The organism is Streptomyces thermodiastaticus (assembly GCF_014656135.1).
Classification (GTDB): domain Bacteria; phylum Actinomycetota; class Actinomycetes; order Streptomycetales; family Streptomycetaceae; genus Streptomyces; species Streptomyces thermodiastaticus.
In genome coordinates, this window is sequence record NZ_BNBV01000005.1 from 1 (window position 1) to 26,292 (window position 26,292).

Here is a 26,292-nt window from a genome sequence, read left to right on the forward strand (position 1 = left end):
AAGGTGTCGACGGCGCGCGTGCGGAACATCAGCGAACTCATCGGCATGCCCTTGATCGCATGAGTCCTACGGAGCGTAGGAGCGGGGGCCCGCCAACCACGCCCGGTCGTACGCCTCATCACTTCACCGTGGGTGATCGCGCGGGCACGATTGATGCATGGTCAGCGTCGAGAGCGGACAGAGGCAGGGGCGGGCGAGAGTCCGCCGTACCGAAGGCGAGCTGAGACGGCGACAGGCACTCGCGGACGCGGCAGCGGGCATCAGGCCGGGTGAGGCCGACGTGCCGACCGAGACGGCGAAAGTCGAGCGGTTCCGATGCGTGATCTACCTGTGCGGTGCCCCCAACACGGACATCACGGCCCCCCGCCAGGAGTGCACTGAGTACGCCGAGGCGTTCGGGTGGGAGATCACGGGCGTGATCGAGGAACGCGCGGGGCTGCTGTCGCCGCATGGGCGTGACGGGCTGGGACGGGCCGTCGAGCACATCAGCAGCGGCGAGGCCGGGGCAGTGCTCACGGCGTGGCGCTCGATGATCTCGTCGGTGCCGCAGGAGTACGACGAGGTGGCACGCGAGATCGAGAAGGCCGGCGGCTTCCTGCACGTCAAGGACTCGGCGCACAGCGAGCGAAGGGTCGCGCGGTGACTCGTCGCAGGTTCCGCTACGTCCCGTTCACCATCGAGCAGGACCGAACGGCAGGACCGGAGTACGAGGCACGGTGCGTGTCCGGCGACGAGACCGAGTGCGGGGCGGAGTCCGGCACGCACAGCGGCCCGGGGCCTGTCGAGGAGTGGCAGCGCAGGCACACGCAGGAGACCGGGCACCAGCGCTATCGCCGGAGCTTCGGCGACTACGCCGTCATGCGGCCCCCGGCAGAACTCGCCGACCTTGTGCGGGCGAACGGGGGCACGGCGTGACCTTCGCCCCGGCCGTCGCGCGCCCGTGGCGCGATGCCTGGCCGCTCGTCGCGCAGACGGACGACGGGAACCCGTGGGTGACCGGGGCCTGTTGGCTGTACTGCCGACGCGAGGGCGTACGCGTCCTGTGGGTCGGCTCGGTGACGACACCGGGCGCGACGGGTGACTTATACGCGTGCGGCCCATGCATCGCGGAGCTCGACCACATAGTGCGTGTCCAGTCGCACGACCGGGACCGAACCGCGGACCGCGTCGCACAGTCCGCCACGCTCACCGTGCCCGCACATGCGCCCCCGCCGCGGCCCTTGTCCACGGGCGCGACGGGGGGCCGTCACCGACTGCCCCGCCGTTGAAGACTCCGCCCCCTGCCGGGGACGACTCGTTCACAGGTTCTCCCACACCACCCCCGGCAGGGGAGCGGGCACCACCCCCGCCCCGGTCGGATCACCGTCCGCAACCCTTGGACAGGTCGAGCGCCTGCCGGGGCGGGTCCAGCACGACACCACCGTACGAAGCGACCAAGGAGGAGACTTGCAGACGAGCCTCGCAGGTACGGAGACCACCGCGCCGACCCCGTGGGGGCTGCGCCGTATGGCTCCGCTGCGCAACGGTTCTCCCTCGCCGTGGCGGTACGCGGGCCTCGACCCGGCCACGCAGACCGGCCGATGGATCGGCGAGGACGGAGCCATGACGCCGGCCGAACTCGGCAAGCACGGCACCAGCGTGAACACCTACCCGCCCACGCAGGTCAGCAAGGACGGCAAGCAGGACTCCGACTCCGGCCACGACGCGACGCAGGACTAAGGGGGAGCGTCATGGACGGACGCCCGGTGCTGGTCTGCACGGAGTTCGAGGACGCAACCGCCGATCTGGTCATCGCCGAGTTGAACCGGCGCCGGGTGCCCGTCCTCCGGTTCGACCCGGGGCGCGACTTCCCCGCGCCCGCGGTGCTTAACGCGCGCATCGGGGCTGGGGGCACCTCCCGGACGAAGTCTGGGGGAGGGTGGACCGGGCGGCTGACCGTCGGGGAGCGCACGGCCGATCTGTCTGCCGTGCGTGCCCTGTACCACCGCCGACCGAGTCCCTACCCGACTGGGACCGGCGAGCAGGCGGCCAGGTTCGCCGCGCAGGAGAACCGGCGCGGCCTGGGCGGCGTGCTGGGCGCGCTGCCGGGGTGCCTGTACCTGAGCCACCCGCAGGCCATCGCGCGGGCGGAGTACAAGCCCGCGCAGCTCGACGCGGCGACCCGGGTAGGGCTCACGGTCCCGGACACCCTGATCACGAATGACCCGATGGAGGCCAAGGCGTTCTGCGCCGCGCAGCCGACCATCTACAAGCCCTTGCACGCCGGGGCGTACGAGGTGGAGGGCGAGCCCGCCGGCATCTGGGCGGCCCCCGTCGAGGCGGGCGAGATCGACGGCGGCGTGAGCCACAGCGCCCACCTGTTCCAAGCGCAGGTGCCCAAGGTGGCCGACGTGCGCGCGGTCGTCGTCGGCGAGCAGGTGTTCAGCGCTCGTATCACGGCGCCGCCCGGGGTCGTGGACTGGCGAGCCGAGTACCAGAACCTCACCTACGAGCCGATCACCTGCCCGGACGGGATACGCGGGGCGCTGCTGCGGTTCCTCGCCGACTTCGGCCTGAACTTCGGCGCCTTCGACTTCGCGGTGACGACGGACGGTGCATGGTGGTTCCTGGAGTGCAACCCCAACGGCCAATGGGCGTGGCTCGAAGACGCGGCCGGACTGCCGATCACACACGCAATCGCAGACCTGTTGGAGGACGGAGCGAGCCAGCATGAGTGAAACCCTGCCGTCGGAACACCTCCGGGCCGACCTCGCGCGGCGCCTGGCCAAGTCGGGCGCCCTGCACAGCCCGGAATGGGAAGCGGCCGTCATGGCCGTACCCCGTGAGGCGTTCCTTGCGCGTGGCTGGTTCGAGTACGAAGACGGCGGCTGGTACCGCCCGGCGACGGGGAGCACAGAGGCCGGACTCGCGCGGATCTACGAAGACGACACCCTCGTGACGCAGGTTGCCGGGAGCGTCTTCCCCGACCAGGTCGAGGGGCGTATCGCCGCGGCCCCGTCGTCGTCGTCCACCCTGCCGAGTCTTGTCGTGCGGATGCTCGAAGACCTGCGGGCGACCGAGGGAACGCGCGTGCTGGAGATCGGCACGGGCACGGGTTACTCAACCGCGCTGCTGTGCCATGTCGTCGGCGAGGACAACGTGACCACGGTCGAGGTGGACGCGGAGGTGTCCGCTCGCGCCGGAATGGCCCTCGCGGGCGCCGGGTACTGGCCTACGCGCGTGGTCGGCGACGGCCTCGCGGGCCACAAGGAGGGCAGCCCGTATGACCGAGTGATCGCCACGTGCAGCGTGCGCACCGTGCCGGCCGACTGGCTCGCGCAGACCCGGCCCGGCGGTGAGGTGCTGGTCACGGTCGGCGGATGGATGCACGCCTCCGAACTCGTCCGGCTCACGGTCGCTGACGACGGCACGGCCAGCGGCCCCGTTCTGGGCGGACAGGTGTCGTTCATGCTGGCCCGCCCCCACCTGCCGCCCCCGCTGGGCATCCTGCCGAACCTGAGCGAGGGCGACGCGGCGCCCACAGAGTTGGGCGCCGATGCGCTGGACGACTGGACCGCCCGGTTCGTCGCCCAGTTCGCCGCGCCGGACGCGCAACGGCTCAGCCTGGAACGGGACGGCCGCACCGAACATGTCGTGATCGACGTGGACGCCGAGTCATGGGCGGCCGTCTTCCAAGAGGGCGGCCGGTGGATGGTGAGGCAGGGCGGCCCGGCGCGTCTGTGGGACGAGATCACCGAGCGAGTCGCGCGGTGGCAGGCGGACGGGTGCCCGCCGGCCGACCGGATGCGGCTGCACGTCGGCCCCGACGGGCAACGCCTCACCTGGGCGTGACCGAGGGCTGACGGCTCCGAGACGCACCAGAGCTACCGCACGGTGCCGCTCACGAAGGCGACCGTCGACGCGCTCGCCGCGCACCTCGAACAGTTCCCCGCGCACGGCGTGAAGATCGAAGATCGCACGGACCCCAGGAAGCCCCGGACCCGTACCGCGCGGCTGCTGTTCCTGAACCAGCACCGCGAAGTAGTACGCCGCGGCGCTTGGTCGCAAGTGTGGGGCAGGACGCGCAGGCTCGCCGCCGACGCGCTTGCCGAGGCGTACGACACCGCGCACGCGGCATGGGTCCGCAGTGGCAAGCCGGAAGGTCGTGAACCGGCCCGCGTCACCATTCCCGACGGCGCCAGCCTGCACGACCTACGGCACTTCTACGCGTCGCTCCTCATCAAGCACGGGGAGAACGTCAAGACCGTGCAGAAGCGACTCGGGCACGCCAAGCCGTCGATCACGCTCGACACCTACACCCACATCTGGCCCGACGAGGAGGACACAACGAGGGCAGCGGTCGAGGCCGTTCTCGGCGATGTGCCCCCGTTGTGCCCTGCGAAGTCTGCCTAGCTCCGTCTGCGCAGGTCAGACCCGTTCATCAGCGGTAGTTCACGAACTGCATCGCGAAGTCGAACTCCTTGCCCTTCAGCAGCGCGATGACGGCCTGCAGGTCGTCCCGGCTCTTGGAGCTGACGCGCAGCTCGTCGCCCTGCACCTGGGCCTTCACACCCTTCGGGCCCTCGTCACGGATGATCTTCGCCACCTTCTTGGCGTTCTCCTGCGAGATGCCCTCCTTGATGGAGGCGAAGATCTTGTACTCCTTGCCGGACAGCTGCGGCTCACCGGCGTCCAGCGCCTTCAGCGAGATGCCGCGCTTGATCAGCTTGGACTGGAAGACGTCGAGGACAGCCTTCACCCGGTCCTCGGAGTTGGCCTCCATGAGGATCTTGTCACCGGACCACGAGATCGAGGCACCCACGCCCTTGAAGTCGTAGCGCTGGGAGATCTCCTTGGCGGCCTGGTTGAGGGCGTTGTCGACCTCCTGCCGCTCGACCTTCGAGACGATGTCGAAACTGGAGTCGGCCATGTCCTGTGGCTCCTTGTTGCGTGATGTCGAGGTGGGTTCCAGCTGCGTGTCGGCGTCCACCGGAGGCCGCCGCCGAGTCCGGTGTCGGGTCCCGGGCGCATCCGCACCAGCCTAGCCACCCCATGATCCACGGGCGTGGATCAATCAGGTGGCGAAGCACCCCTCGGCATCAGGTATTGTTTACGTCGTTGCCAGGGAGCACCGCCGGAAGGCGGGCGACCTGCAGCATCCCCGGCGGTGTGGCTCAGCCTTCCTAGGTTCGAATCCTAGCGCCGCCACACGGGAACGAAGGGCCCGTGACCTGCTTGAACAGTGGGTCACGGGCCCTTCGGCATTGCGGCTCGTCGCGGCTGCGGGATCAGTGCGCTGCCTCACTGTGTCGTGTTGAGGCGCTCTCTCTCGGTCTGCGGGGCCGTCAGTGTTCCCCCGCGCAGGCGAAAGCGACGCGGGGGAGGCTGGCTCGGCCATCGCGAGACGTGGAGTACCCCCGCGCAGGGCGGGGACAACGCCGCCCCGGCCTCGTCGTACCGGCCCCGTCGGGCTCCCCGTGCCGATCAGCGCGCGTCCCTCAGGCGTCCCCGGCGAGGCGGAACCGGCTCGTCCCAGGTCCCGCGCGGAAACACTGTGCCCGCCTGTGCCGCCCGCACCTGCCCGCACCTGCCCGCGCCGCCCGCGCGCGCAGGCCGGCGCGATGCTCCTGCCGCTGTCAGTGCCGCGGTGCACACTGACCCCATGTCCTCGCGTCGCAGACACTGCCCCGAGTGCCGCCGGGAGATCGCTGTCGTCGCCGGGCGGTTCGCCCGTCACGATCCTCCGGGTACACGGGAGAACGGTGAGCTGACCTCCTGCCCGGGCTCCCGGCGGACGGTGCAGCCGGACGCGTCGCAGCCGACCCTGGACGGGTACGTGGTGCCCCCGTTCCCGGGTCAGCTTCCGCTCTTCTAGGCGATCACATGTCCAGGCGATCACCGCGAGCGGCGTCGGCCGCCGGTCAGTTCCCCGCCACCGACTTCACCGCCACCGACACCGGGGCGGAGCCGCTGATGAGTTCCAGAGTCAGGCCGGCGGTCGCCGGGGTGTCCACGAGTTCGGCCAGCACCTTGGCCACGTCGTCGCGGGGAATCGAGCCACGGCCCGTGTGGGCCTCCAGGCGGACCAGGCCGGTACCGGGGTCGTTCGTCAGCGCGCCCGGCCGCAGGATCGTCCAATCCAGGGCTTCCTGGGCGCGTACGTAGTCGTCCGCCGCGCCCTTGGCGCGCAGGTACACATCGAACACCTCGTCGCCCTCGTGCCGGGCGTCGGCGCCCATCGAGGAGACCACCAGCATGCGCCGCACGCCCGCCCTGACCGCCGCGTCGGCGAAGAGCACGGCCGCGCCCTTGTCCACGGTGTCCTTGCGGGCCGCGCCGCTGCCCGGGCCCGCGCCGGCCGCGAACACGGCGGCGTCCGCGCCGCGCAGCCGCTCCGCGACCTCCTCGACCGAGGCCGACTCCAGGTCCAGCACGATCGGTTCGGCTCCGGCCGCGCGCAGATCCTCGGCCTGCTCGGCTCGGCGGATGATGCCCGCCACCTCGTCCCCGCGCGCGGCGAGCAGCCGCTCCAGCCGCAGCGCGATCTGGCCATGACCACCAGCAATGACAATCCGCATGTTTCCGACCGTACGCCCGAACGGCCGCATCCGCCGCACGGCCGGTCACCCGGCACACCCGGCGTGCCGCCTCGCGGCCCGCACACAACGCCCGTACGGCACATGGATGCCTGACCGGCCGTCGGACGGGCCGCCCCGGCGCCGACCGCCCGGCGCCGACCGCCCGGCGCCGACCGCCCGACCCCGCCGCCCGGCACCGGCCCCGCTGTCGGCCTCCGGCGCTCGCTACGACAGCTCCCCCCGCCCCTGCCGGGGCAGCCCCAGGGCCGCGGAGGCCACCGTGTCGCAGAACTCCCGCACCGCGCTGGCACGCGCCACCACGCGCCCTCGGTGCACCACCACCCGGCTGTAGCCGAGCGACAGCGCGCCCGCCAGCCGTTCGCCGCGCACCGCGAGCAGCTCCGCGGGGAAGCCCGCCTCCACCCGTACCTCGGGCAGGCCCAGCACCGCCCGGGCCGACGCGCTCACCGCGTCGTAGGCCTCCTCCGGGCCCAGGCCGTGCCGGGCGGCCAGCAGATAGGCGGCCTCCAGCGGGTCGCCGCGGCCCACCGGGTTCGCCACGTCCCGCAGGGCCCCGCTGCCCGCGGCCACCCGGACCCCGGCCGACCGCAGCAGCCGTACCGGGGCCGTGCCGAGGCCCTCGGCGCCCGCGCAGCCGCCCTGCGGCAGGCACACCACCATCACCCCGGCCGCGGCCAGCTGGTCCGCCGTGCGGGCCGCCACGTCGGCGGGCAGCCGTTCCAGGCCGCCGCACGGCCCCAGCGTCACCCCGGTCCGCAGGCCGCCCGCCATGGCCGCGATGCGGGCCAGCCGCGCCGGATCCGTGCCGTCGGTGTGCAGGTCGACCGCGCGGCCGTGCTCCGCGGCCAGGCCCAGCACGGCCTCCACGTGGCCCGTGGGGTCGGGGTCCACGTCCGGGCAGCCGCCGACCACCTCGGCGCCCAGCTCCACCGCGTCCCGCAGCACCGCCAGGCCCTCCGCGCCGGCGGCCCCGGTCAGCACCCGGGGCACCGCCACCGTCGTCAGCTCGGCCAGCCCGCGCAGCGCCCGCTGCGCCCGCAGGACCGCGCCCAGGGGGCCCAGCCCCCGGGCGTCGCCCACGCGCACATGGGCGCGCAGGGCGGTGGCGCCGTGGCTCAGGTGCAGCAGCGCGGCCTCCACGGCCCGGCGCTGGACGTCCTCGGGCGCGTACGACACCGGTCCGCCGGCGTCGCCGGTCAGGGCCGTGTCGGCGTGGGTGTGCGGCTCGGCCGGGGCCGGCAGGAGCAGATAGCCGCTCAGGTCGACGCGGGAGCCGTCGCCTGTGTCGCGTCCCCCGCCCAGCAGGCCCGCGCCCCGCCGGCCGGCACGCCGGGCCGGGGCCAGGCTGCCCGCCGTGCCGACCGCCTCGATGCGCCCGTCGGCCAGGCGTACGTCCACCGTGCGGCCGTCGGTCAGACGGGCGCCGGTCAGCAGCAGCACGCCCGGCTCCGGCGGGCCCGGCGCACCCGGTGAGGAGGACGACGGGGGCGGCTGCTGCTGACCGGGAGGCATCGCACTCCAGCTGTGACGCACGACAGGGACGGCGGGACTGCGGGGGACGCGGACACAAGATCGCGCGGGTGCGGACGAGCCTAGGGTCGGCGCCGCGCGGGACCGCGGAGGAGCGCAATAGTCGTACCGGTGTGGCCGGGCGCGTCGTGCCGGTGTGGCCGGGCACGTCGTACCGGTGTGGCCGGGGCGCGGAGCTGTGGCCGGGGCGCTGAGGCGTGGCCGGGGCGCTCGGCCGGCCGGCGGGTCACCGGTACCGCCGAGAGCGGGCCACCGGTACCGCCGAGAAGCCTGGACGCGACGAGGGGGGGTCGAGCCGTGCCCGGACCGGGGTGCCACAGCCCCGCGCGGCGGCCGGAGGGCGGCACGCGGGCGGAATGCCGGAAACGGATTTGGGCGAACGGCGGCGGACCGTGTAATGTCTTCATCGCTCGCCCCAATAGCTCAGTCGGCAGAGCGTCTCCATGGTAAGGAGAAGGTCAACGGTTCGATTCCGTTTTGGGGCTCTGATGCGAGAGGTGTCCGCCTCCGGCGTTCCGATCGCATCGCAGCGGTGTAGCTCAGTCGGTAGAGCAAGCGGCTCATAATCGCTGTGTCACCGGTTCAAGTCCGGTCACCGCTACTCTCAGTAGCCGATTGCCGGGTCGGTCCGTCGATCGGCTACTCTTCATGTGCGTTATTTCTAGTCCACCGTTCGTCAAGGAGCACTCACGTGGCTGCCACCGACGTCCGCCCGAAGATCACGCTGGCCTGCGTGGAGTGCAAGGAGCGGAACTACATCACCAAGAAGAACCGGCGTAACAACCCGGACCGTCTGGAGATGAAGAAGCACTGCCCGCGTTGCAACGCGCACACCACGCACCGCGAGACGCGATAAATCAGACGCAGCCATGAGGCCGTCCCCGCAGCAGGGGGCGGCCTCATGCTGTTTGCACTCGACCGACGCAAGACACCAGGAGGTGCCGCGCCCATGGCGCTCGACCAGTCCTTCGTGGGGCGGTCCTACCCGCCCACCGCCCCTTACGAAGTGGGCCGGGAGAAGATCCGGGAGTTCGCCGAGGCGGTGGGCGACACCAACCCCGCCTACGCGGACCCCGAGGCGGCCAAGGCGCTCGGCCACCCGGACGTGATCGCCCCGCCGACCTTTGTGTTCGTGATCACATACAAGGCCGCCGCGCAGGTCGTGCAGGACCCGCAGCTGGGCCTGGACTACAGCAGGGTGGTGCACGGCGACCAGAAGTTCGCCTACACCCGTCCGGTGCGCGCCGGTGACCGGCTGACCGTCACCTCCACCATCGACGCGATCAAGTCGCTGGCCGGCAACGACATCCTGGACGTCCGCGGCGAGGTGCACGACGAGGCGGGCGAGCACGTGGCGACCACCTGGATGAAGCTCGTGGCCCGCGCGGCCGAGGAGGCGTGAGGAACGAATGACGGCGAAGATCGCCTACGACGACGTCGAGGTCGGCACCGAGCTGCCGGCCCGGACCTTCCCCGTGACCCGGGCCACGCTCGTCCAGTACGCGGGCGCCTCCGGGGACTTCAACCCCATCCACTGGAACGAGCGGTTCGCCAAGGAGGTCGGGCTGCCGGACGTGATCGCGCACGGCATGTTCACCATGGCCGAGGCGATCCGGGTGGTCACCGACTGGGCGGGCGACCCGGGCGCGGTCGTCGAGTACGGCGTCCGCTTCACCAAGCCCGTCGTGGTCCCCGACGACGACAAGGGGGCCACCATCGAGGTCTCCGGCAAGGTCGCGGCCAAGCTGGACGACCGCACCGTCCGCGTGGACCTCACCGCCGTCAGCGCGGGGCAGAAGGTCCTCGGCATGGCCCGCGCCCTCGTGCGCCTGGCCTGACGGCCGCCCGGTCCGGCCGCCCGGACCGAGGACCGTTGGCCGAGGACCGTTGGCCGAGTGCCGGGCCGTCGGACCGTTGGCCCGACGGCCCGGCACGGTCCTCGGCGGCCCGGTCGGCGGGGTCTCGTAGTCTTGGGCGCGTGCAGGAACTCCACGACGCGCCCCTGGCCCCGCTGACCACCTTCCGGCTGGGCGGCCCCGCCGACCGGCTGATCACCGCGGAGACCGACGCCGAGGTGATCGACGCCGTCCGCGAGGCCGACGCCGCGGGCACCCCGCTGCTGGTCATCGGAGGCGGCTCGAATCTGGTCATCGGCGACAAGGGCTTCGACGGCACGGCCCTGCGCATCGCCACCCGCGGCGTCGAGCTGCGCGGGACGACGCTGGAGCTGGCCGCCGGCGAGGTGTGGACGGACGCCGTCGCCCGCACCGTGGAGGCCGGGCTCGCCGGCATCGAATGCCTCGCCGGGATCCCCGGCTGTGCCGGCGCCACCCCCATCCAGAACGTCGGGGCGTACGGTCAGGAGGTCTCCAGCACCATCACCGAGGTCGTCGCCTACGACCGCAGGGCCGGCGAGACGGTCACCCTCACCAACGAGGAGTGCGCCTTCTCCTACCGGCACAGCCGCTTCAAGGCCGACCCCGGCCGGTACGTCGTGCTCCGGGTCCGGTTCCGGCTGGAGGACGCCGGCGGCCTGTCCGGACCGATCAAGTACGCGGAGACGGCCCGCGCCCTCGGTGTCGCACCCGGCGAGCGCGTCCCCCTCGCCGCCGCCCGGGACACCGTGCTGAAGCTGCGCGCCGGCAAGGGCATGGTGCTCGACCCCGACGACCACGACACCTGGTCCGCCGGGTCGTTCTTCACCAACCCGATCCTCACCGACGCCGACTTCGCCGCCTTCCGCGACCGCGTGCACCAGCGGCTCGGCGCGGACACCGAACCGCCCGCGTACCCGGCGGGGGCGGGACGGACCAAGACCTCCGCGGCCTGGCTGATCGAGAAGGCGGGCTTCCCCAAGGGCTACGGCACCGGCCCGGCCCGGATCTCCACCAAGCACACCCTCGCCCTGACCAACCGCGGCGGCGCCACCACCGAGGACCTGCTGGCGCTGGCCCGCGAGGTGGTGGCCGGGGTCCGCGAGGCGTTCGGCATCACCCTGGTCAACGAGCCGGTCACGGTCGGCGTCGGCCTGTAGGCCGGCAGCCCGCCCGGCTTTCCTGCGCCGCCTCGCCCCGCCCCTGCACCGGACGGCGGGCGAAGACACCGGCCAAGATCGCGTAGGGTCGGTGCCCGTCCGACAGGGAGGGGAGACCATGCGAGGTGGACGAGCCGGCCGCGCAGCCGCGATCGCGGTGGCGAGCGTGCTGCTGGGCGCACTGGCCACGGGCTGCGGCTCGGCGGCCCACGACGGCGGCGGGGGCGGCGCCGACGGGAAACCGGCCGCCCGCGCGTCGGCGGCGGACGTCACCGAGTCGCTCGCGTCCGACGGCACCACCGTCCGCGTCGGCTCGCCCGACGCCAGGACCGTCGTCCACGTCTACGAGGACGCCCGCTGCCCGGTCTGCCGGCGGTTCGAGACCAAGGGCGGCGGCGAGGCCCTGCGCGACCTGGTCCGCTCGGGACAGGTCCGGGCCGAGTACACCCTGGCCTCCTTCCTGGACGACCGGCTCGGCGGCCACGGCTCCCAGAAGGCCGCCAACGCGCTCAGGGCCGCCCTGGACGCGGGCAAGTTCGCCGAGTACCACGACGTGCTCTACGCCCACCAGCCCGAGGAGAGCGTCGACGGATTCACCGACGCCTTCCTGCTGGACATGGCCTCCCGGGTCAAGGGCCTGCGCAGCAAGGAGTTCGACGCGGCGGTGAAGGACATGAAGTACCGCTCCTTCGTGACCGCCTCCGAGCAGGCCTTCGAGCGGTCCGGAGCGACCGGCACGCCCGCCCTGAAGGTCGACGGCACCCTCGTCGACGGGGCGAGGTACGACCAGATCTTCGACAAGAGCACGCTGCCGCTGGTGATCGGCGCCCTGGCCCGCGACTGAGGCCGCCTCAGCCCGCCAGCCAGTCGTCCACCCCGGCCAGCAGCTTGTCCCGGACGTCCTCCGGGGCGGCCGAGGCACGGATGGACTGGCGGGCCAGCTCGGCCAGCTCGGCGTCCGTGAAGCCGTGATGCCGGCGGGCGATCTCGTACTGGGCGGCCAGCCGCGAGCCGAACAGCAAGGGGTCGTCGGCGCCCAGCGCCATCGGGACCCCCGCCTCGTGCAAGGTGCGCAGCGGGACGTCCTCCGGCTTGTCGTACACGCCCAGGGCCACATTGGACGCCGGGCACACCTCGCAGGTCACGCCCTGCTCGGCCAGGCGCCGCAGCAGGGCGGGGTCCTCCGCCGCCCGCACGCCGTGGCCCACGCGGTGGGCGTGCAGGTCGTCCAGGCAGTCGCGGACCGAGGCCGGGCCGGTCAGCTCACCGCCGTGCGGGGCCGCGAACAGGCCGCCGGCCCGGGCGATGGCGAACGCCCGGTCGAAGTCCCGCGCCATGCCCCGCCGCTCGTCGTTGGACAGCCCGAAGCCGACCACGCCCCTCTCCCGGTAGCGCACCGCGAGACGGGCCAGCGTACGGGCGTCCAGAGGGTGCTTCATGCGGTTGGCGGCGACCAGGACCCGCATGCCCAGCCCGGTGTCCCGCGACGCCGTCTCCACGGCGTCCAGGATGATCTCCAGGGCCGGGATGAGGCCGCCCAGCCGGGGCGCGTACGAGGTCGGGTCGACCTGGATCTCCAGCCACCCCGAGCCGTCCCTCAGGTCCTCCTCGGCCGCCTCCCGCACCAGACGCTGGATGTCCTCCGGCGCCCGCAGGCAGGACCGCGCCGCGTCGTACAGCCGCTGGAAGCGGAACCAGCCCCGCTCGTCGGTGGCCCGCAGCTTCGGCGGCTCCCCGCTGACCAGGGCGTCCGTCAGGGCCTCCGGCAGGCGCACGCCGTACTTGTCGGCCAGTTCCAGCAGGGTGCCGGGCCGCATCGACCCGGTGAAGTGCAGGTGCAGATGGGCCTTCGGCAGCTCGGAGAGATCGCGTACGTGCTCCATCCGAGGATCCTGCCGCACGCCCCCCGCTCCCCGGTAGCCGTTTCCCCGTACGGGGTCTTGCCCGTACGAACGAACGGTGGCACCCGGGGCCGTGCCCAGGTGCCACCCGAGGGGGAGCGGGACGGGTCAGTCCCTGGCCTCCGCCAGCAGCTTCTGCATCCGGCTCACGCCCTCCACCAGGTCCTCGTCGCCGAGGGCGTAGGACAGCCGCAGGTAGCCCGGCGTGCCGAACGCCTCGCCCGGGACGACCGCGACCTCGGCCTCCTCCAGGATGAGCGCGGCCAGCTCGACCGTGTTCTGCGGGCGCTTGCCGCGGATCTCCTTGCCGATGAGCGCCTTCACCGACGGGTACGCGTAGAACGCGCCCTGGGGCTCCGGGCAGACCACGCCGTCGATCTCGTTGAGCATCCGCACGATGGTCCTGCGGCGGCGGTCGAAGGCCTCGCGCATCTTGGCCACGGCCTCCAGGTCACCGGAGACGGCGGCCAGGGCGGCCGCCTGGGACACGTTGGAGACGTTGGAGGTGGCGTGCGACTGCAGGTTGGTCGCGGCCTTCACCACGTCCTTCGGGCCGATGACCCAGCCCACGCGCCAGCCGGTCATGGCGTAGGTCTTGGCCACGCCGTTGACGACGATGCACTTGTCGCGCAGCTCGGGCAGCAGCGCCGGCAGCGACACCGAGACGGCGTCGCCGTACACCAGGTGCTCGTAGATCTCGTCGGTGAGCACCCACAGGCCGTGCTCCAGCGCCCAGCGGCCGATCGCCTCGGTCTCGGCCTCGGAGTACACCGCGCCGGTCGGGTTGGAGGGGGAGACGAACAGGACGACCTTGGTCTTCTCCGTGCGGGCCGCCTCCAGCTGCTCCACCGTCACCCGGTAGCCGGTGCTCTCGTCCGCGACGACCTCCACCGGGACACCGCCGGCCAGGCGGATCGACTCCGGGTACGTCGTCCAGTACGGCGCCGGCACGATGACCTCGTCGCCCGGGTCCAGGATCGCGGCGAAGGCCTCGTAGATGGCCTGCTTGCCGCCGTTGGTGACCAGGATCTGGGAGACGTCCGGCTCCCAGCCGGAGTCGCGCAGCGTCTTGGCGGCGATCGCGGCCTTCAGCTCGGGCAGGCCGCCGGCCGGGGTGTAACGGTGGTACTTGGGGTTCTTGCAGGCCTCGACCGCGGCTTCGACGATGTAGTCCGGGGTCGGGAAGTCGGGCTCACCGGCGCCGAAGCCGATCACCGGACGCCCGGCGGCCTTCAGAGCCTTGGCCTTTGCGTCCACGGCGAGGGTGGCGGACTCGGAGATCGCCCCGATCCGGGCGGAGACCCGGCGCTCGGTGGGAGGGGTTGCAGCGCTCATGCCGCCATCGTTCCAGACAGCCGGTCACCGGGACACACGGGTTTCACGAAGCGGGCGGAAGCGGTTCACGCCGCGAACACGCGTGCGATCCCGTGCGGTGCCGGCCTCGCACCTCCGTGTGCGGTCCCGGGCCCTGCCGGCCGTTCACCTCTGTGTGCGGGCCCAGGCGCGCCGGCCTTCACCGCTGCCCGCGGTCGTGCGCCGCGCCGGCAGCTCACCGCCCGGCCGCCCGGGCTTCGCCGGCCGCGCCGCCGCCGTGCGGCACCGGGGCCCGCCGGGGTCGTCCCGCCCACCGCGCACCGTCCCTGCCGCAGCGCGCCCGGCGGCCGTGGGCGCCCCGCCCTCCGGGCCGCTCCCCGTCCGCTCCCGGCCCCTTCACCCGTGGGCTTTCGGACACCTCGGGGAAACCGAAGTGCGCTTCCCGTTCGACGCCCGGCCGCAGAGCACGTACACTCTCACCTCGTTGGCCTTCAGCAGCCGCGCCGGACATCGGTGCACGCCGGGCATCTGGCCGGATGCGGTACGTTGGGGGAACACAAAGGGTCGTAGCTCAATTGGTAGAGCACTGGTCTCCAAAACCAGCGGTTGGGGGTTCAAGTCCCTCCGGCCCTGCTACACACACCTTCGCCAGGATGTGTGCGCATGTACGTACTGCAATTGCACCGCCGTGCGGCTCGACCGGGCGCGGCACGGCCACGACCCGGGAATCAGGTGAGGATGCATGACGGACGCCGTGGGCTCCCTCGACACGCCTGACGCCCGGGACGAGGTGTCGGAGTCCAAGAAGAAGCCGCGCAAGGGCGGCAAGCGGGCCAAGAAGGGTCCGCTGAAGCGCCTTGCGCTCTTCTACCGGCAGATCATCGCCGAACTCCGCAAAGTCGTCTGGCCCACGCGCAACCAGCTGACGTCGTACACCACTGTGGTGATCTTCTTCGTTGCCGTCATGATCGCCCTGGTGACCGTGATTGACTATGGGCTCAACCACGCGGCCAAGTACGTCTTCGGCTGAGTCACGAGCGAAGGGCGCCGTGGTGACCGGCGCCCGTTTTCGCATGTTCCACCCCTATGTAACCAGGAAGAAGCAGCCACCGTGTCTGACCCGAACCTGAACGACGCCATCGAGCCGACCGAGTCCGTGGCTGACGAGCTCGACACCGTCGAGGGTGCGGACGAGGGCGGCAAGGCCGAGGCTGCACCGGCCGCGGCGGACGAGTCGGCCGAGCAGGCCGCCTCCGGTGCCGAGGACGGCGACGAGGCCACCGAGGGTGAGGACGGCGAGGCCGAGACGTCCGAGCCCGAGCTCGACCCGGTCGCCAAGCTCCGCGAGGAGCTGCGCAGCCTGCCCGGCGAGTGGTACGTCATCCACACCTACGCCGGCTACGAGAAGCGCGTGAAGGCCAACCTGGAGCAGCGTGCCGTCTCGCTGAACGTCGAGGACTTCATCTACCAGGCCGAGGTGCCCGAGGAAGAGATCGTCCAGATCAAGAACGGCGAGCGCAAGACCGTCCGGCAGAACAAGCTGCCCGGCTACGTCCTCGTGCGCATGGACCTGACCAACGAGTCCTGGGGCGTCGTGCGCAACACGCCCGGCGTCACCGGCTTCGTCGGCAACGCCTACGACCCGTACCCGCTGTCCCTGGACGAGGTCGTGAAGATGCTCGCCCCGGAGGCGGAGGAGCGGGCCGCCCGCGAGGCCGCCGAGGCCGAGGGCCGTCCCGTGCCGCAGCGCAAGGTCGAGGTCCAGGTGCTGGACTTCGAGGTCGGCGACTCGGTCACCGTCACCGACGGCCCCTTCGCCACCCTGCAGGCCACCATCAACGAGATCAACCCGGACTCGAAGAAGGTCAAGGGCCTGGTCGAGATCTTCGGCCGCGAGACGCCGGTCGAGCTGTCCTTCGACCAGATCCAGAAGAACTGACCCAGATCCAGAAGAACTGACCTCGCACCGTCCGGCCCAGCCCCTGTCCCGCGGTCTCACCGCCGGGCGGGGGCTTCGCCGTTTCCTCCGGGCGCGCAGTCACGGCCGCCGTCACCGCGAGGACGGCCGGACGTCACCGGCGCGCCTTTCGGGGCTCTGTCGGATGCCGCCCCGGCGCCCTACCGTCCCGTACATGACACAGCGCGCATCCCGAAGACGTGCCGTTCCCCTGCTCCGCGCGGGCGCCCTGCTGGCGCTGGTCTGGGCGGGGCTCGCGCAGCCGGACGCCCTGGCCGCGACCGGACCGGCCGCCCTGCCCGGCCCGGGCACCGATCCGGTCCTCGCCGGCCGGCTCGACCTCGGCCCCGCCGGCCTGCCGGAGACCCGCACCACCACCACGCTGCAGCCCGGCGTGCGCCTGACCCGGATCACTCGCGGCGGCACCGACGACGCCCTGTTCTGGACGCTGGAGGTGCAGATCCCGGACATCTCCTCGCCCGACCCCGACGCGCCGCCCCTGGCGCTGTCCGGCGAGGCCGACGCCCGTGCGGAGAGCGAACGGCTGCGCGCCGAGGGCTTCGACGCCCGGGTCGAGGCCGTGGCACGGCCCCGGGCCGCCGACATGTCGCCCGGGACGCTCGGCTACCGGGTCCGGGTCGGCTCCTGGCGCACCCGGGCCGAGGCCGAGCAGGAACGCGCCCGCATGGCCGCGGCAGGCGAGTCCGCCTCCGCCGTCTACACCGGCTGGGACGGCGACCGCGCGGCGGGCGGGCCCTGGCACGTCGACGTGGTCACCATCGACCCCCGCCTGTTCACCGGCCGGCTCGACGCCGCCTTCGGCCCCGACCTGGAGGGCCGCGAGACCACCTCCGCGCTGGCCCGGGCGGCCGGCGCCACGGTCGCCGTCAACGCCGGCTTCTTCGTCCTGGACCCCGCCTCCGGCGCACCCGGAGACCCCGCCGGTGTCGGCGTCTACGACGGCGAACTGCTCTCCGAGCCCGTCGGCGACCGCCCCGCATTGGTGCTGGACGAGCACGGCGGCAGCAGCGTCGAACGGCTCTCCTGGCGCGGCAGCGTGCGGATCGGCGGGCGCTCGGTGCCGCTGGACGGCATCAACCGGGTGCCCGGCCTGATCCGCAACTGCGGCGGCGACGCGACCGACCGCCCGACGTCCCGGCCCCTGCACGACATCACCTGCACCGACGACAGCGAACTGGTCGTGTTCACCCCCGAGTACGGCGCCCGCACCCCGTCCGGCCCCGGCCGCGAGCTCGTGCTCGACGCACACCAGCGGGTGATCTCCGTGGCCGCCGCGCGCGGCACCGCACTCGCCCCCGGCACCACCTCCGTGCAGGCCACCGGCGCCGCGGCGGACCTGCTCGCCGCCGTCCGGGCCGGCGACCGGGTGCGGGTGCACACCGAGCTGACCGACGCCGCGACCGGCAGGCCGCGGCCCGTGAGCCGCCGCACCACGATCGTCAACGGCGGGCCCCAGCTCGTGCACCGGGGACAGGAGGAGATCACCCAGCGCCGGGACGGCATGGACCACGCGGGCGACCCCAGCTGGGCCTACGGCTGGGTGGTCAAACGCAACCCGCGGACCCTCGCCGGCACGGACGGGTACGGACGTACCGTGCTGGTCACCGTCGACGGGCGCTCCACCGACGACCTGGGCCTGAGCATCCCGGAGGCCGCCGACGTGGCCCGGTCGCTCGGACTGGTCGAGGCCGTCAACCTCGACGGCGGCGGCTCGACGGCCATGGCGGTCCACGGACAGGTCGTGGGTCGTCCCTCCGACGCCGCGGGCGAGAGGCCCGTCGGCGACGCGGTGGTGGTGCTGCCGCCGACGCGTCGCCCGTGACCGGTGCCGGCCCGCACCCGCGGCCCTGACCTGTACCCGCGGCCCTGACTCGTACCCCGGCCTCCCGCGGCCCCGGGCCGGCGCCCCGCCCCGGGGCCCGGTGCCGGGGCACCTGCTGGTTTGGGGAGCGAACGGGCTACCCGTTATCGTTGTGCGGTATGCCTCCGTCCGGAGGATCCGGGACGACGATCCGGGACCGCCCGCCGGAGGCCGACCACTCTCACTAGGACCCGGAGAGAGCACATGCCTCCCAAGAAGAAGAAGGTCACGGGGCTCATCAAGCTCCAGATCCAGGCCGGCGCCGCCAACCCGGCCCCGCCGGTCGGTCCGGCGCTGGGTCAGCACGGCGTCAACATCATGGAGTTCTGCAAGGCCTACAACGCCGCGACCGAGTCGCAGCGCGGGTGGGTCATCCCGGTGGAGATCACGGTCTACGAGGACCGTTCCTTCACCTTCATCACCAAGACGCCGCCGGCCGCCAAGATGATCCTCAAGGCCGCGGGCGTGGAGAAGGGCTCCGGCGAGCCGCACAAGACCAAGGTCGCCAAGATCACGCGCGACCAGATCCGCGAGATCGCCCAGACCAAGATGCCCGACCTCAACGCCAACGACCTGGACGCCGCCGAGAAGATCATCGCCGGCACCGCCCGCTCCATGGGCGTCACCATCGAGGCCTGAGCCCCCGAAGCACTCCCGCGGCCGGACCGGGCCGCACGTGGGAGGGCCTGCTCGGCCCGTACCACGACTCCTTTCAGAACCCACAGGAGCAGTTGTGAGCAAGCGCAGCAAGGCTCTCCGCGCTGCGGACGCCAAGATCGACCGGGACAAGCTGTACGCCCCGCTCGAGGCCGTCCGTCTCGCCAAGGAGACCTCCACGACCAAGTTCGACGGCACCGTCGAGGTCGCCTTCCGTCTGGGTGTCGACCCGCGCAAGGCCGACCAGATGGTCCGTGGCACCGTGAACCTTCCGCACGGCACCGGTAAGACCGCCCGGGTCCTGGTCTTCGCGACCGGCGACCGTGCCGAGGCCGCGCGTGCCGCGGGCGCCGACATCGTCGGCGCCGACGAGCTGATCGACGAGGTGTCGAAGGGCCGCCTGGACTTCGACGCCGTCGTCGCCACCCCGGACCTCATGGGCAAGGTCGGCCGCCTCGGCCGCGTCCTCGGCCCCCGTGGTCTGATGCCGAACCCGAAGACCGGCACCGTCACCCCCGACGTGGCCAAGGCCGTCTCCGACATCAAGGGCGGCAAGATCGAGTTCCGTGTCGACAAGCACGCGAACCTGCACTTCATCATCGGCAAGACGTCGTTCGACGACACCAAGCTGGTGGAGAACTACGGCGCCGCGCTGGAGGAGATCCTCCGTCTGAAGCCGTCCGCCGCCAAGGGCCGCTACATCAAGAAGGCCGCCATCAGCACCACGATGGGCCCCGGCATCCCGGTCGACCCGAACCGCACCCGCAACCTCCTCGTCGAGGAGGACCCGGCCGCGGTCTGAGCCACGGCTCACCGGCAGTCTCCGACGAGCCCCGCACCCCTTACGGTGCGGGGCTCGTCCCGTTCCCGGGCGCTCCAGCGGCCTGCGGCGCCGCCACGTGCCCGTTCCCCGGCACCCTCGCGTGCGCGATCTTCGCCAACGGGCGGTATGGCAAAGGTCAAGGATTCTTCCTGACTTTTCGATCTTGTTCGGATAGGTTGAGCCCGTTCCTATGTACAGCCTGTCTGTTTCCTGAGGGGGGACCATGGGGATCTCTGTACGCAGAGCCGGGGGCGCCGGCCTGACCGCGCTGCTGCTCGCCGCGGGCGCGGTGAGCTGTGGCACGGGCGACGACGCGCCGAAGATGTCGCCGGCGGCCGCCGCGGTGGCCAAGGCGGCTTCCCACGCGGAGGACATCACCTCCGCCCACTACCGCATGACCAGCCGGATCCCGCAGCAGGGCCAGTTCACGGCCGAGGCCGCGATGCGCTTAAGCCCACCATCGCCATGAGCATGAAGTGGTCGGCGTCCGCCCGGGGCACGAAGCAGAACACGGAGATCCGCCTCGTCGACAAGGTCATGTACCTCAACGGCGGCCCCGACGCCGCCAAGGAGCTGAACGGCAAGCACTGGGTCAAGTTCGACTTGTCCGGCGCCGAGGCCGGCAAGGGGCTGGACCAGGTGAGCAGCGCCTCCTCGCAGGCCCGGCAGAACCCGGCGGCCGAGTCCAGCATGCTCACCGGAGCCAAGGACACCAAGGAGGTCGGCACCGAGACCGTCGAGGGCGTCAAGACCACCCACTACCAGGGCACCGCCACCCTGGACGAGCTCCGCACGGCGATGAAGGAGCAGGACAAGCACAAGGACGCGACGCTGCGGGAGCAGCACGAGCAGAGCCTGCAGCAGCTCGACGAGCTGGGCGTCGACAAGGTCACCATGGACCTGTGGGTCGACGGCGAGTACCGCGCCAGGCAGTTCCGTATGCAGGCGGACGCGGACCAGGGCCCGTTCGACATGACCTTCACCTTCCTCGACTACGACAAGCCCGTGGACGTCGCCGCCCCGGCGGCCTCGGACACCGCGAAGCTGGAGGAGCTGCTGATGGGCTCCGCCGAGGGCGCCGGCCTGCAGTGATCCCCGGAACGGGGCGGATTTGCTCCGGCGCGCCCCGTTCCCGTACTCTTCCTGACCGAAGCCAAAGACCGCTGGTCGTTGCCGTGCGCTCGTACGTGCGTGCGGTGGCCGAAGGATCCGCTGAACACGCGGACGGCCCGCGCAGGTGACAGTGGAAGAACTCCCGGAGTACGTACGTCCGCGTGTCGTGCGTGCCCCCGGTCGAGTCCGCCCCGTGCGCCTGCGCCGGGGCGTTTCGTTTTCCCCAGTCCTCCTTCGGGTCCGCGCGGTCCGAATCACCCGGAAGGAGGCCGAGGCTCTATGGCGAGGCCCGACAAGGCTGCCGCGGTTGCCGAGCTGACGGACAAGTTCCGCAACTCGTCTGCTGCCGTGCTGACCGAGTACCGCGGTCTCACCGTGGCGCAGCTCAAGACGCTGCGTCGTTCGCTCGGTGAGAACGCCCAGTACGCCGTGGTGAAGAACACGCTGACCAAGATTGCGGCCAACGAGGCCGGGATCACGACGCTGGACGACCTGTTCAACGGTCCGACGGCTGTCGCCTTCGTCACCGGTGACCCGGTGGAGTCGGCGAAGGGTCTCCGTGACTTCGCCAAGGACAACCCGAATCTCGTCATCAAGGGCGGTGTCCTGGAGGGCAAGGCCCTCTCCGCCGACGAGATCAAGAAGCTCGCGGACCTGGAGTCCCGCGAGGTTCTGCTCAGCAAGCTGGCCGGTGCCTTCAAGGCGAAGCAGTCCCAGGCTGCCTCCGTCTTCCAGGCGCTGCCGACGAAGCTCGTCCGCACCGTGGACGCGCTGCGCGCCAAGCAGGCCGAGCAGGGCGGTGCCGAGTAATTCGGCTCGCTTTCTGACCCGTACCCACGGCACGGGTCGCAGCGGGCCGACGTACGCCCGCCTCAACCAGTACATCCGGCACCTGCCGACTTGAGTGGAAGGACCGCCATCATGGCGAAGCTGTCCCAGGACGAGCTGCTTGCCCAGTTCGAGGAGATGACCCTCATCGAGCTCTCCGAGTTCGTGAAGGCCTTCGAGGAGAAGTTCGACGTCACCGCCGCCGCGGCCGCCCCGGTCGTCGTCGCCGGTGCTGCCGGCCAGGGTGGCGGCGAGGCCGCCGCCGCCGAGGAGAAGGACGAGTTCGACGTCATCCTCGCCGGCGCCGGTGACAAGAAGATCCAGGTCATCAAGGTCGTGCGCGAGCTGACCTCCCTGGGCCTGAAGGAGGCCAAGGACCTGGTCGACGGTGCCCCGAAGCCCGTCCTCGAGAAGGTCAACAAGGAGACCGCGGACAAGGCCAAGGAGGCCCTGGAGGGCGCCGGCGCCTCCGTCGAGGTCAAGTAAGACCTGCACGGTCGTCCGACCGGCACGGGCCGCACGGCCCTCGACGGGTCCGTCACGGACTCCCGCGTGCTGACGGCCCGGGCGCGGAAAACACCGCGCCGGGGCTGTAACACGAACGCACCGAGGAGCGATCATCCATCCGGGTGGTCGCTCCTCGGCGTTCCGGGGGGTGGCTGTGGCGGCCTTGCACCCGTGCCGGGGCGGGGTAAGGTGATCTTCGTCGTGCCCCCGGAGGGCCGCGGACGACCCACCGCAGGTGACGACGGCGGTGTCCGGCTCGGACATGTGGGGGCCTTGACGGAACTGCACGCAGCGCGCAATTCTCAGGACGCGTCGTCACAAGAATCCGAATCCGAGGCATGGATCGACGACGAAGAGGGCAGTATCAACGTGCGTTGAGGGCGACCTGCCGCAGGCGGTGACGACGACGAGGTTCTCAAACACCCCGCACTGGACATCAGCGGGCCAAGTGGCTACAGTGTCACTTTGCGCTGCCTGTTAGCTGTCCCCTGCCCGTCACCAGGGGCATGCCCTCACTCGAGCATCGACGACCGACCTGCGTCCGACCTGGCGTTTCGCCATTTCGGACACCGTCCGTCCCGGTGAGCGGGGGAGGGGCCGGTACGCGCGTAGTGAGTCCGAGCCCTCGGAAGGACCCCCTCTTGGCCGCCTCGCGCACTGCCTCGACCGCGAATACGAACAACGGCGCCAGCACCGCCCCGCTGCGCATCTCCTTTGCAAAGATCAAGGAGCCCCTCGAGGTTCCGAACCTTCTCGCGCTCCAGACCGAGAGCTTCGACTGGCTGCTCGGCAACGACGCGTGGAAGGCTCGCGTCGAGGAGGCTCTCGAGAACGGTCAGGACGTTCCCACCAAGTCCGGCCTCGAAGAGATCTTCGAGGAGATCTCCCCGATCGAGGACTTCTCGGGGTCGATGTCGCTGACCTTCCGTGACCACCGCTTCGAGCCGCCGAAGAACTCGATCGACGAGTGCAAGGAGCGCGACTTCACCTACGCCGCGCCGCTCTTCGTCACGGCCGAGTTCACCAACAACGAGACCGGCGAGATCAAGTCCCAGACGGTCTTCATGGGCGACTTCCCGCTCATGACCAACAAGGGCACCTTCGTCATCAACGGCACCGAGCGTGTCGTGGTGTCGCAGCTGGTCCGTTCCCCCGGTGTCTACTTCGACTCCACCGTCGACAAGACGTCCGACAAGGACATCTTCTCCGCCAAGATCATCCCGTCCCGGGGTGCCTGGCTGGAGATGGAGATCGACAAGCGCGACATGGTCGGTGTCCGCATCGACCGCAAGCGCAAGCAGTCCGTCACCGTTCTGCTCAAGGCGCTCGGCTGGACCAACGAGCAGATCCTCGAGGAGTTCGGCGAGTACGAGTCGATGCGCGCCACCCTGGAGAAGGACCACACCCAGGGCCAGGACGACGCGCTGCTCGACATCTACCGCAAGCTGCGCCCGGGCGAGCCCCCGACGCGTGAGGCCGCGCAGACGCTGCTGGAGAACCTCTACTTCAACCCCAAGCGCTACGACCTCGCCAAGGTCGGCCGCTACAAGGTCAACAAGAAGCTGGGTACGGACACCCCGCTGGATGCGGGCATCCTGACCGTCGAGGACATCATCGCGACGATCAAGTACCTGGTGAAGCTGCACGCCGGCGAGACCGAGACGGTCGGTGACAACGGCCAGACCGTGGTCGTCGAGACCGACGACATCGACCACTTCGGCAACCGCCGCCTGCGCAGCGTCGGCGAGCTCATCCAGAACCAGGTCCGCACGGGTCTGGCCCGCATGGAGCGCGTCGTCCGCGAGCGCATGACCACCCAGGACGTCGAGGCGATCACGCCGCAGACCCTGATCAACATCCGGCCGGTCGTCGCCTCCATCAAGGAGTTCTTCGGCACCAGCCAGCTGTCGCAGTTCATGGACCAGAACAACCCGCTGTCCGGGCTGACCCACAAGCGCCGCCTGTCGGCGCTCGGCCCCGGCGGTCTGTCCCGTGAGCGGGCCGGCTTCGAGGTCCGTGACGTGCACCCCTCGCACTACGGCCGCATGTGCCCGATCGAGACGCCGGAAGGCCCGAACATCGGTCTGATCGGCTCGCTCGCCACCTACGGCCGCGTCAACGCGTTCGGTTTCGTCGAGACCCCGTACCGCAAGGTCGTCGACGGCCAGGTCACCGACCAGGTGGACTACCTGACCGCCGACGAGGAGGACCGCTTCGTCATCGCGCAGGCCAACGCCACCCTCAGCGACGACCTGCGCTTCACCGAGAGCCGCGTCCTGGTCCGCCGCAAGGGCGGCGAGGTCGACTACGTCAGCCCCGAGGACGTGGACTACATGGACGTCTCGCCGCGCCAGATGGTGTCGGTCGCGACCGCCATGATCCCGTTCCTGGAGCACGACGACGCCAACCGCGCCCTCATGGGCGCGAACATGATGCGCCAGGCCGTTCCGCTGATCCAGGCGGAGGCCCCGCTCGTCGGCACCGGCATGGAGTACCGCTCCGCCGTCGACGCCGGCGACGTCGTCAAGGCCGAGAAGCCCGGTGTGGTCCAGGAGGTCTCCGCGGACTACATCACCACCGCCAACGACGACGGCACGTACATCACGTACCGCCTGGCCAAGTTCGCCCGCTCCAACCAGGGCACCTCGGTCAACCAGAAGGTCATCGTCAACGAGGGCGACCGCGTCGTCACCGGCCAGGTGCTGGCCGACGGCCCGGCCACCCAGAACGGCGAGATGGCCCTCGGCAAGAACCTGCTCGTGGCGTTCATGCCGTGGGAGGGTCACAACTACGAGGACGCGATCATCCTGTCGCAGCGCCTCGTCCAGGACGACGTCCTCTCCTCGATCCACATCGAGGAGCACGAGGTCGACGCCCGTGACACCAAGCTCGGCCCCGAGGAGATCACCCGGGACATCCCGAACGTCTCCGAGGAGGTCCTCGCCGACCTCGACGAGCGCGGCATCATCCGCATCGGTGCCGAGGTCGTCGCCGGTGACATCCTCGTCGGCAAGGTCACCCCGAAGGGCGAGACCGAGCTGACCCCGGAGGAGCGCCTGCTCCGCGCGATCTTCGGTGAGAAGGCCCGTGAGGTCCGTGACACCTCGCTGAAGGTGCCGCACGGCGAGACCGGCAAGGTCATCGGCGTGCGCGTCTTCGACCGCGAGGAGGGCGACGAGCTGCCGCCGGGCGTGAACCAGCTGGTCCGCGTCTACGTGGCGCAGAAGCGCAAGATCACCGACGGTGACAAGCTCGCCGGCCGCCACGGCAACAAGGGTGTCATCTCCAAGATCCTGCCGGTCGAGGACATGCCGTTCCTGGAGGACGGCACCCCGGTCGACATCATCCTCAACCCGCTGGGCGTCCCGTCCCGCATGAACCCGGGACAGGTCCTGGAGATCCACCTCGGCTGGCTCGCCAGCCAGGGCTGGGACGTCTCCGGCCTCTCCGACGAGTGGGCCAAGCGGCTGCAGGCCATCGGCGCCGACCGGGTCGAGCCCCGCACCAACGTGGCGACCCCGGTCTTCGACGGTGCCCGCGAGGACGAGCTGGCCGGTCTGCTGGAGAACACCCTGCCCAACCGCGACGGCGACCGCCTGGTCCTCCCGTCCGGCAAGGCCCGGCTGTTCGACGGCCGCTCCGGCGAGCCGTTCCCGGACCCGATCTCGGTCGGGTACATGTACATCCTGAAGCTGCACCACCTGGTCGACGACAAGCTGCACGCCCGCTCGACCGGTCCGTACTCGATGATCACCCAGCAGCCGCTGGGTGGTAAGGCGCAGTTCGGTGGCCAGCGGTTCGGTGAGATGGAGGTGTGGGCGCTCGAGGCCTACGGCGCCGCCTACGCCCTCCAGGAGCTGCTGACCATCAAGTCCGACGACGTCACCGGCCGCGTCAAGGTCTACGAGGCGATCGTCAAGGGCGAGAACATCCCCGAGCCCGGCATCCCCGAGTCCTTCAAGGTGCTCATCAAGGAGATGCAGTCGCTCTGCCTGAACGTGGAGGTGCTGTCCAGCGACGGTATGTCCATCGAGATGCGCGACACCGACGAGGACGTCTTCCGCGCAGCGGAGGAGCTCGGCATCGACCTGTCCCGGCGCGAGCCGAGCAGCGTCGAAGAGGTCTGACGGGAGCCCGGCGGGCCCCGTCCCACGGCCCGCCGACCCCG

25 protein-coding genes, 3 tRNA genes and 1 pseudogene are annotated in these 26,292 nt (G+C 71.2%); 24 read left to right on the forward strand and 5 right to left on the reverse strand.

The window, feature by feature from the left end; genetic code table 11:
* Nucleotides 1–280: 280 nt before the first annotated feature.
* The 6 genes from IE286_RS06765 (at nucleotide 281) to IE286_RS06790 (ending at nucleotide 4,392) form a co-directional block, all read left to right on the forward strand.
* The gene (locus tag IE286_RS06765) at nucleotides 281–643 is read left to right on the forward strand and encodes a recombinase family protein (protein ID WP_229862019.1); all 363 of its coding nucleotides are present in this window, start codon (nucleotides 281–283) and stop codon (nucleotides 641–643) included.
* Nucleotides 640–915: a DUF7848 domain-containing protein gene (locus IE286_RS06770; RefSeq protein ID WP_189795718.1), complete on the forward strand. Its 276-nt coding sequence runs from the start codon at nucleotides 640–642 to the stop codon at nucleotides 913–915. Before IE286_RS06765 ends, IE286_RS06770 begins: the two co-directional genes overlap by 4 nt.
* Nucleotides 916–1,446: 531 nt before the next feature.
* On the forward strand, nucleotides 1,447–1,719 hold the full coding sequence (gene tgmA, locus IE286_RS06775) for a putative ATP-grasp-modified RiPP (protein ID WP_229862020.1): 273 nt from the start codon (nucleotides 1,447–1,449) through the stop codon (nucleotides 1,717–1,719).
* Between the two features lie 11 nt (nucleotides 1,720–1,730).
* Nucleotides 1,731–2,717: an ATP-grasp ribosomal peptide maturase gene (gene tgmB / locus IE286_RS06780; RefSeq protein WP_189795719.1), complete on the forward strand. Its 987-nt coding sequence runs from the start codon at nucleotides 1,731–1,733 to the stop codon at nucleotides 2,715–2,717.
* On the forward strand, nucleotides 2,710–3,831 hold the full coding sequence (gene tgmC, locus IE286_RS06785) for an ATP-grasp peptide maturase system methyltransferase (RefSeq protein ID WP_189795720.1): 1,122 nt from the start codon (nucleotides 2,710–2,712) through the stop codon (nucleotides 3,829–3,831). Before tgmB ends, tgmC begins: the two co-directional genes overlap by 8 nt.
* A 42-nt stretch (nucleotides 3,832–3,873) precedes the next feature.
* Nucleotides 3,874–4,392 (forward strand): tyrosine-type recombinase/integrase, encoded by a 519-nt coding sequence (locus tag IE286_RS06790; protein ID WP_189795721.1) that lies wholly within the window; start codon nucleotides 3,874–3,876, stop codon nucleotides 4,390–4,392.
* A 28-nt stretch (nucleotides 4,393–4,420) separates the two neighbouring features.
* On the opposite strand, the gene IE286_RS06795 is transcribed toward IE286_RS06790, so the two are convergent.
* Complete coding sequence (locus tag IE286_RS06795; RefSeq protein WP_189795722.1) at nucleotides 4,421–4,909, reverse strand: YajQ family cyclic di-GMP-binding protein; 489 nt, start codon at nucleotides 4,907–4,909, stop codon at nucleotides 4,421–4,423.
* 732 nt (nucleotides 4,910–5,641) lie between these two features.
* On the opposite strand from IE286_RS06795, the gene IE286_RS27055 reads away from it, so the two are divergent.
* Nucleotides 5,642–5,854 carry a hypothetical protein gene (locus tag IE286_RS27055; protein ID WP_229862021.1) on the forward strand — a complete coding sequence of 71 codons (213 nt, stop codon included), beginning with the start codon at nucleotides 5,642–5,644 and terminating at the stop codon, nucleotides 5,852–5,854.
* Between the two features lie 46 nt (nucleotides 5,855–5,900).
* On the opposite strand, the gene IE286_RS06800 is transcribed toward IE286_RS27055, so the two are convergent.
* Both IE286_RS06800 and IE286_RS06805 read right to left on the reverse strand, forming a co-directional pair.
* Nucleotides 5,901–6,557: an SDR family oxidoreductase gene (locus tag IE286_RS06800; protein WP_189795723.1), complete on the reverse strand. Its 657-nt coding sequence runs from the start codon at nucleotides 6,555–6,557 to the stop codon at nucleotides 5,901–5,903.
* A gap of 225 nt (nucleotides 6,558–6,782) precedes the next feature.
* A complete protein-coding gene (locus IE286_RS06805; protein WP_189795724.1) occupies nucleotides 6,783–8,090 on the reverse strand; it encodes an amidohydrolase family protein in 1,308 nt (435 codons plus the stop codon).
* Nucleotides 8,091–8,520: 430 nt separating this feature from the next.
* On the opposite strand from IE286_RS06805, the gene IE286_RS06810 reads away from it, so the two are divergent.
* The 7 genes from IE286_RS06810 (at nucleotide 8,521) to IE286_RS06840 (ending at nucleotide 11,986) form a co-directional block, all read left to right on the forward strand.
* Nucleotides 8,521–8,593: transfer RNA gene (locus IE286_RS06810), tRNA-Thr, on the forward strand.
* A gap of 43 nt (nucleotides 8,594–8,636) precedes the next feature.
* Nucleotides 8,637–8,709 (forward strand) — tRNA-Met (locus IE286_RS06815).
* 90 nt (nucleotides 8,710–8,799) lie between these two features.
* Entirely contained in the window at nucleotides 8,800–8,964 is a 165-nt protein-coding gene (gene rpmG / locus IE286_RS06820) for a 50S ribosomal protein L33 (RefSeq protein WP_125496543.1), read from the forward strand.
* A gap of 93 nt (nucleotides 8,965–9,057) precedes the next feature.
* Nucleotides 9,058–9,510: a MaoC family dehydratase N-terminal domain-containing protein gene (locus IE286_RS06825; RefSeq protein WP_189795725.1), complete on the forward strand. Its 453-nt coding sequence runs from the start codon at nucleotides 9,058–9,060 to the stop codon at nucleotides 9,508–9,510.
* Nucleotides 9,511–9,517: 7 nt separating this feature from the next.
* On the forward strand, nucleotides 9,518–9,946 hold the full coding sequence (locus IE286_RS06830) for a MaoC family dehydratase (RefSeq protein ID WP_189795726.1): 429 nt from the start codon (nucleotides 9,518–9,520) through the stop codon (nucleotides 9,944–9,946).
* A 140-nt stretch (nucleotides 9,947–10,086) separates the two neighbouring features.
* Nucleotides 10,087–11,142 (forward strand): UDP-N-acetylmuramate dehydrogenase, encoded by a 1,056-nt coding sequence (locus tag IE286_RS06835; protein WP_189795727.1) that lies wholly within the window; start codon nucleotides 10,087–10,089, stop codon nucleotides 11,140–11,142.
* A 118-nt stretch (nucleotides 11,143–11,260) separates the two neighbouring features.
* Entirely contained in the window at nucleotides 11,261–11,986 is a 726-nt protein-coding gene (locus IE286_RS06840; protein WP_189795728.1) for a DsbA family protein, read from the forward strand.
* 7 nt (nucleotides 11,987–11,993) lie between these two features.
* On the opposite strand, the gene IE286_RS06845 is transcribed toward IE286_RS06840, so the two are convergent.
* Together IE286_RS06845 and IE286_RS06850 are read right to left on the reverse strand one after the other, a co-directional pair.
* Complete coding sequence (locus tag IE286_RS06845; RefSeq protein WP_189795729.1) at nucleotides 11,994–13,025, reverse strand: adenosine deaminase; 1,032 nt, start codon at nucleotides 13,023–13,025, stop codon at nucleotides 11,994–11,996.
* 126 nt (nucleotides 13,026–13,151) lie between these two features.
* Nucleotides 13,152–14,378: a pyridoxal phosphate-dependent aminotransferase gene (locus IE286_RS06850; RefSeq protein WP_189795730.1), complete on the reverse strand. Its 1,227-nt coding sequence runs from the start codon at nucleotides 14,376–14,378 to the stop codon at nucleotides 13,152–13,154.
* Between the two features lie 539 nt (nucleotides 14,379–14,917).
* On the opposite strand from IE286_RS06850, the gene IE286_RS06855 reads away from it, so the two are divergent.
* The 10 genes and pseudogenes from IE286_RS06855 (at nucleotide 14,918) to rpoB (ending at nucleotide 26,251) form a co-directional block, all read left to right on the forward strand.
* A tRNA-Trp gene (locus IE286_RS06855) sits at nucleotides 14,918–14,990 on the forward strand.
* A 109-nt stretch (nucleotides 14,991–15,099) separates the two neighbouring features.
* Complete coding sequence (gene secE, locus IE286_RS06860; RefSeq protein WP_125496536.1) at nucleotides 15,100–15,387, forward strand: preprotein translocase subunit SecE; 288 nt, start codon at nucleotides 15,100–15,102, stop codon at nucleotides 15,385–15,387.
* Nucleotides 15,388–15,468: 81 nt separating this feature from the next.
* Nucleotides 15,469–16,296: a transcription termination/antitermination protein NusG gene (gene nusG / locus IE286_RS06865; protein WP_189795731.1), complete on the forward strand. Its 828-nt coding sequence runs from the start codon at nucleotides 15,469–15,471 to the stop codon at nucleotides 16,294–16,296.
* Nucleotides 16,297–16,489: 193 nt separating this feature from the next.
* The gene (locus IE286_RS06870; protein WP_189795732.1) at nucleotides 16,490–18,157 is read left to right on the forward strand and encodes a phosphodiester glycosidase family protein; all 1,668 of its coding nucleotides are present in this window, start codon (nucleotides 16,490–16,492) and stop codon (nucleotides 18,155–18,157) included.
* 243 nt (nucleotides 18,158–18,400) lie between these two features.
* The gene (gene rplK, locus IE286_RS06875) at nucleotides 18,401–18,835 is read left to right on the forward strand and encodes a 50S ribosomal protein L11 (protein ID WP_189795733.1); all 435 of its coding nucleotides are present in this window, start codon (nucleotides 18,401–18,403) and stop codon (nucleotides 18,833–18,835) included.
* A gap of 94 nt (nucleotides 18,836–18,929) precedes the next feature.
* Nucleotides 18,930–19,655, forward strand: coding sequence for a 50S ribosomal protein L1 (gene rplA / locus IE286_RS06880; protein WP_125496532.1), 726 nt, complete (start codon nucleotides 18,930–18,932; stop codon nucleotides 19,653–19,655).
* Nucleotides 19,656–19,899: 244 nt separating this feature from the next.
* Nucleotides 19,900–20,768: pseudogene (locus IE286_RS06885) on the forward strand (SCO4651 family lipoprotein).
* Between the two features lie 300 nt (nucleotides 20,769–21,068).
* Nucleotides 21,069–21,599: a 50S ribosomal protein L10 gene (gene rplJ, locus IE286_RS06890; protein WP_189795734.1), complete on the forward strand. Its 531-nt coding sequence runs from the start codon at nucleotides 21,069–21,071 to the stop codon at nucleotides 21,597–21,599.
* A gap of 111 nt (nucleotides 21,600–21,710) precedes the next feature.
* Nucleotides 21,711–22,103, forward strand: a complete 393-nt coding sequence (gene rplL / locus IE286_RS06895; protein WP_189795735.1) for a 50S ribosomal protein L7/L12 — start codon at nucleotides 21,711–21,713, stop codon at nucleotides 22,101–22,103.
* A 662-nt stretch (nucleotides 22,104–22,765) separates the two neighbouring features.
* On the forward strand, nucleotides 22,766–26,251 hold the full coding sequence (gene rpoB / locus IE286_RS06900) for a DNA-directed RNA polymerase subunit beta (protein WP_189795736.1): 3,486 nt from the start codon (nucleotides 22,766–22,768) through the stop codon (nucleotides 26,249–26,251).
* Nucleotides 26,252–26,292: the final 41 nt, after the last annotated feature.